General features: G+C 72.4%; 6 protein-coding genes. 3 read left to right on the forward strand and 3 right to left on the reverse strand.

Annotated elements, in window-relative coordinates:
- The first annotated feature begins 215 nt into the window (after positions 1-215).
- The 3 genes from VOI19_RS13160 to VOI19_RS13170 are packed head-to-tail and all read left to right on the forward strand — an operon-like array spanning position 216 to position 2,749.
- Positions 216-1,010, forward strand: coding sequence for a class I SAM-dependent methyltransferase (locus tag VOI19_RS13160; protein ID WP_323793417.1), 795 nt, complete (start codon positions 216-218; stop codon positions 1,008-1,010).
- Between the two features lie 9 nt (positions 1,011-1,019).
- Positions 1,020-1,733, forward strand: a complete 714-nt coding sequence (locus VOI19_RS13165) for a class I SAM-dependent methyltransferase (protein ID WP_323793418.1) — start codon at positions 1,020-1,022, stop codon at positions 1,731-1,733.
- Positions 1,730-2,749 carry a hypothetical protein gene (locus VOI19_RS13170; protein WP_323793419.1) on the forward strand — a complete coding sequence of 340 codons (1,020 nt, stop codon included), beginning with the start codon at positions 1,730-1,732 and terminating at the stop codon, positions 2,747-2,749. The genes VOI19_RS13165 and VOI19_RS13170 overlap by 4 nt, the downstream gene beginning before the upstream one ends.
- Before the next feature lie 6 nt (positions 2,750-2,755).
- Here VOI19_RS13170 and VOI19_RS13175 read toward each other — a convergent pair whose 3' ends face one another.
- The 3 genes from VOI19_RS13175 to VOI19_RS13185 all read right to left on the reverse strand — a co-directional run.
- Positions 2,756-3,781, reverse strand: a complete 1,026-nt coding sequence (locus VOI19_RS13175; RefSeq protein WP_323793420.1) for a DUF3068 domain-containing protein — start codon at positions 3,779-3,781, stop codon at positions 2,756-2,758.
- 5 nt (positions 3,782-3,786) lie between these two features.
- Positions 3,787-5,070 (reverse strand): glycosyltransferase family 4 protein, encoded by a 1,284-nt coding sequence (locus VOI19_RS13180; RefSeq protein WP_323793421.1) that lies wholly within the window; start codon positions 5,068-5,070, stop codon positions 3,787-3,789.
- 1 nt (position 5,071) lies between these two features.
- On the reverse strand, positions 5,072-5,615 hold a 544-nt coding region (locus VOI19_RS13185), incomplete at its 5' end, for a glycosyltransferase (protein ID WP_323793422.1).

The following is a 5,615-nucleotide window of genomic DNA, read 5'->3' on the forward strand; positions in this document are numbered from 1 at the left end:
CTCAACGAGATCGCTCGGCTCATCCCGGCACTGTCCGACTCGGCCGACTCGTTGCACCACGCCGTCGGGCCGCTGGGCGACCTCGTCGGGCGCCTCCCCGGCGGACGACGCCGCCCGAACGCCGTGGCCGGGACGTGACCAAGCCGCTCCCCCGCAGTGCGCCGGACTCCCGCGACCACCCGCCGATGGCACCGGTGAGCGCGCACCGTCGGCTCGTGGACGAGGACGAGTCGCGACGGGCCAACGGCCCCGACTGGGACCGCTACGCCGACGAGTACCAGTCGACGCACGGGGCCTTCCTGGGTGACATGGGTTTCGTCTGGGGCCCCGAGGGCCTCACCGAGTCCGACGCCGGGCTGCTCGGGAGCGTCGAGGGACGCGACGTCCTCGAGGTCGGGTCGGGCGCCGGGCAGTGCTCGCGCTGGATCAACGCCCGGGGTGGACGTGCCGTCGGACTCGACCTGTCGCACCGCCAGCTCCAGCACGGCCTACGGATCGACGCGGAGACCGGGGTGGAGGTGCCGTCGGTGCGTGGCACCGCGACCCACCTGCCGTTCGCCGCGGCGTCGTTCGACATCGTCTTCTGCAGCTTTGGCGCCCTCCAGTTCGTGCACGACATCGCTGCGGCGATCGACGAGACCGCTCGCGTCCTGCGCCCGGGCGGACGCTTCGTCTTCTCGATCACCCACCCCACGCGCTGGATGTTTCCCGACGACCCGTCCGAGGGCGGCCTGGTCGCTGCCCAGTCCTACTGGGACCGGCTCCCCTACGTCGAGGTCGACGACGACACCGACGAGGTCACCTACGTCGAGCACCACCGCACGCTCGGCGACTGGGTGGGGCTGCTGTCCGCGGCGGGCTTCGCACTCACCGACCTCGTGGAGCCGGAGTGGCCCGAGGGCCACGACCGGGTCTGGGGCGGGTGGTCCTCCGTCCGCGGTCGACTCACCCCGGGCACCGCGATCCTCGGCGCCGATCTGCTCGCGGGTGGCGCCCGAGCCCGCCGCTAGGGTCGTAGCGTGAACGAGGACGAGATCCGCAAGTCAGCAGCCCTCGAGCAGAGGCACTGGTGGTATGCCGAGCGACGCGCGCTGGTGCGTCGACTCGTCTCGCCCCTGACCCCCGGACGGGCGCTCGACGTCGGCTGCGGCGGCGGCGGCAACACCGGGGTCCTGCGCGACCTCGGGTGGCAGGTCAGCGGGCTGGAGTACTCCCCGGCCGCAGCGGGACTCGCCACCAGCCGCGGTCTCGACGTGGTCCGCGGCGACGCACGGCTGCTGCCCTTCCCCGACGCGTCGATGGACCTCGTCATGTCGACCGACATGTGGGAGCACATCGAGGACGACGAGGCCGTCGCCCGCGAGACCTTCCGGGTGCTGAAGCCGGGCGGCCGCCTGCTGGTCGCCGTGCCGTGCAGCATGTCGCTGTGGAGCGGCCACGACGTCGCCCTGGGTCACGTGCGCCGCTACGAGAAGCCGGAGCTGATCGGCCTGATGGAGCGCGTGGGGCTCGAGGTGATCGATGTCCGCTCCTGGAACGTCCTGCTCCGTCCGGTGGTCCGGGCCCGACGCCGTAGCAACACCAGCGAGAGCGAGATGGAGCAGGTGCACCCGGTCCTCAACGCCGGCCTGCGCGCGGCCGTGGCCACCGAACGCTTCCTGCCCCTGCACCACCTCCCCGGCGTCAGCCTGGTCGTGCGAGCGGTGAAGCCCGGCGTGCTCGAGCCCGGGTGAGCGACGCGAGTGCCCCCGACTGGGTGGCCGACCCCACGATCGCCTGGCGCATCGTGCTGACCGCCCGGCTCACCGAGCCGCTGCCGGCCGACGTCGCACGTGAGCGCCTCGCCGGGCTGCACCGCGACCAGGGCTGGGCGGGCCGGGGTCAGGTCGTCGTCGTGGACGACGTCGCTGCGGCCAGGCGCGCGCTCGGCGACGAGCGGGTCGGCGTCGTCTCCCTCGGCCTCTCCTCCGACGGCACCCAGGTCGTGGTCTCGGCCCACCACAGTCGCGTCGACGGCCTCGGGCTGCTGACGGTGCTCAGCGCCCTCACCGGCACCCCGATCACGTCGAGCGCCCGCGGCGTCGGCGAACGACCCGATGCCTCGGGGCCGGTCGGCACCGTCGTACGGCGTCTGGCCGAGGTCGCGTGGGCGCCGCCCGCCCGCGTGGTCGGCCCGACGCCCGCCACACCGCAGCCGAGAGACGTCTACGTCGAGCGACTGGTCCCGGGCGAGCACCGCACCGCCGCGCTCGTGAGCGCCGGCGTGCGAGGAGTCGTCGACCACCAGCGCGAGCACCGACCACGACGACGCACGCGCCACGTGGCGGTCGCAGTGGGCGTCACCCGCGACGCGACTCCGTGGCCGATCTCCGACCGGAGCGCCCTGCTGCGTCTGCGCGACGTCGAGCGCCTCGACGCCGCGGGCGTCGCCGAGGCGTTGGCCCACGCAGCCACCGCGCGGGCGGTCCAGGCGACCGGGTCGGGCGCCGGAATGATGCGCCTGGGGCTTCGTGCGTTGGCACCGCGCCTCGGGTCGACCCTGCTCGTGTCGCACCTGGGCAGGGTGGACGGCGCGGTGGACGCACTGGCGTTCCACCCCGTGACCGCGGGCGGCACCGGCCTCTCGCTCGGAGGCGTGACCTTGCGCGGCTCGACGTGCCTCACGCTGCGCGCCCGTGGCGCCCAGTGGACGCACGACGGCCTCGAGCAGCTGCTCGAGGCCGTCGTGGCTCACCTGCCCGAAGGCTGAACGCGCTCAGGCGGTGACGAGCTCGCGGTCGTTCTTGTGGTGGCCCGAGTCGCTGCGCCCGCCGCTGCGCAGACGCAGTCCGCCGGCGATCGCGGCGAGTCCCAGGAGCAGCAGGATCGCCGGGAACAGCCACACCATGCCCCCGAGGAGGAAGCTCTGGGACTTGCCACCGTCGACGAGGTCGGACACGGTCTCGGGGGTGTACTCCACGGTGCCCACGAAGGCCGGCACCTGCTGGCCGTCGGCCTCGAAGTACTGGTTGCGGTTCTCGACACGCTTGACCGGCGAACCGGTGGTGGGCTCGAACCAGACGGTGCGCACCATCGCGTACATCATGTCGGCGGTCACGGTGTCGTCGGCGACGTCGAAGACCGAGCCCGGCAGGTCCTGGGTGCCGATCTGGGTGGCGTCGATGGTCTGGACGAACTTGTAGGTCTCGAGCCCGTCGAGCTTCTCCGTGCCGACGTAGGCCATCGTGCTGGCCTCACGCACCGAGGAGTCCCACCACGACATGTCTTCCTTCGCCATGTCGAAGGGGGCCTTGTAGATCTGACCCGAGCGGTTGACCTCCACCTGGCGCACCGCATAGCTGTCACCGTCGACGTAGGACTCGTCGACGTAGGACCCGCACCCGGGGCACTCGGCTGCCGCGCCCGTCTCGGCGTCGAACGGCACCCGCTCGGAGTCCTGCTTGAAGCAGCCGGGCAGGGCCGCGTCGACCGTCGGGTCGCAGGTCGCGCCCTCGACCCCGGTGTTGAGGATCGAGGTGCGGTTGACCCACACCACGACCCCCTCGGGGGCCGCCGCGTCGCTGTCGGCGATCGTGAAGGACGAGATCGCCAGGTCGGTGGTGACCGGCTGCAGGGTGGCGGCATCGAAGATCGTCGCCCCCTCGGCCTGGAGCTCGGTGGTCGACTCGTAGTTGGTCGGGATGGTGGCCAGGTTCGGCTGGGCGTAGAACTTGACCAGCAGCGCGGCCATGATCAGGAACGCTCCGAGCCCGACAAGGGCGGTGCTGAAGACTCGACGCATGATGATTACCTCTCAGTGGTCGCGGCGGTTACCGCGGGTGCAGCAGTGACGGAAGCAGGAAGGGACACGCTCGGCGCGTGCCGTGGGACGCCCCGAAGGGCCTGACGCTCGTCGACGACCAGCTCGACGGCCTCGTGGTGCATGCGAGACCAGCTGAAGCCGGCAGCCCAGGTGGTGCTCGCCTCGAAGGCCAGACGTCGCCGCCGTGGTGCCTCGAGATCGTCGAGGGCGGAGCGGATGGCGTCGGTGAGTCGCGTCTGGACGACGGCGAGGTCGTCGGAGTCGGGCACCAGCCAGCCGGTCTCACCGTCGCGGATCGAGTCGCGCAGTCCGGGCACGTCGCGGGCCACCGTCGGGATGCCGTAGCCGGCCGCCTCGATGACGACCTGCCCCCAGCCCTCGATGTCGGAGGCACAGACGTGGAGGGCCGCACGGCGGAGCAACGCCTGCTTGGTCGACTCGGCCACGTAGCCGTGGAAGGTCACCCGGTCGGCGAGGTCGAGGTCGGCCGCGATCCAGCGGAGCCGGTCGAGCTGGGGTCCCTTGCCGCACACGTCGAGGTGCAGGCCGGGCCGCTCGTGCCTCAGGGCGTGCATGGCACGCAGGACCAGGTCGACGCGCTTGTGCGGGACCAGGCGGCCCAGGACGAGCAGTCGGTCGGGGTCCTTGGCGAGGAACGCCTCGGCCGAGGCCGGGTCGCTTTCTCCCGCGGCGACGAGCGGAGCGGCAGTGCCGTTGCCGATGATGGAGACCGGGCTGTCCCAGTCGAGCTGGGTGAACATCTCGTCGCGCGTGGACTCCGAGACCGCGACCGTACGACGACGTCGGTAGACGCGGCGCATGGCAACCCTTTCCAACCACTGCCCCAGGCGCGCCAGTGGCGTCGGGAAGTAGGTCGTGAACTGTTCCTGGTGGACGTGGTGGACGACGAGGACCACTGCGGTCGACCGGCGCACGTAGAGCGGGGAGAACGACGGGATGCCGCACTCGGGGTCGATGACCACGTCGAGCGTCCGGCGTCGCTTCAGCAGTGAGCACGCGGCGAAGGCGTAGAAGCCGAACGCCCCGCCCCCGCGGTGGACCTCGATGCCGTCGCGCAGGTCGTGACGTCGCTGCCCGCGGTCGCGAGCGGTGATGAACTCCACTCGGGCGCCGGCGGCGCGCAAGGCCGTGGCGTACTCCCACGCGTAGCGCTCCGAGCCGCCGGCGAGGCTGTGCTCGAGGTCGCGCCAGTTGACCACGACGGCGTGGGTGCCGGCGAGGGGCGTGTGGGACGCGACGTGGTGCATCTCAGGCCTCGGCCGCGAGCGGGACGAGAGCGGCGCCGGGCAGCGCGTCCACGGACCGCAGCGGCTCCGCGCGCAGCAGCCAGGCGATGAGGACGAGGTTGAGGAACGCACCCGCGCCGTGGCGCAGCGGCGCGAAGGTCGAGCCCGGCACGTCGGCCCACTGCACGGCGAACTCGGCGATCCGCGCCTCGCGACGCTGGAGGCGCGCGAGGAGCTCGACGTCGAACGAGAAGCCCGTCGTGCGCAGCTCGGCGAAGGTGGCCCGGGCCAGGTCGCCACGCATCACCTTGAAGCCGCACTGGGTGTCGCCGATGCCGGGGACGATGCGTGCGGTCAGGGAGCGGTAGCGGCGGGCTCCGGACTCGCGCAGCCGGCTGTGCCGCGCGGCGGTGTCGGAGCCGAACGCGGCGCGCGACCCGATCGCGACGTCGTGACCGAGCGCCACCAGGCGCAGCGACTCGAGCAGCGCGTCGAGGTGGGTCGCCCCGTCGGCGTCCATGAACGCGACGAGGTCGGCGTCGGTCGCGGCGATGCCGGCGGCGACC

It is taken from the genome of Nocardioides sp., assembly GCF_034670285.1.
In the GTDB taxonomy this organism is placed as follows: Bacteria; Actinomycetota; Actinomycetes; order Propionibacteriales; family Nocardioidaceae; genus Nocardioides.

What these genes read in the sequence shown, in the direction of transcription:
- VOI19_RS13180 (WP_323793421.1), bottom strand. Translation starts at nt 5,070, where the DNA reads ATGCACCACGTCGCGTCCCACACGCCCCTCGCCGGCACCCACGCCGTC.
- VOI19_RS13175 (WP_323793420.1), bottom strand. Translation starts at nt 3,781, where the DNA reads ATGCGTCGAGTCTTCAGCACCGCCCTTGTCGGGCTCGGAGCGTTCCTG.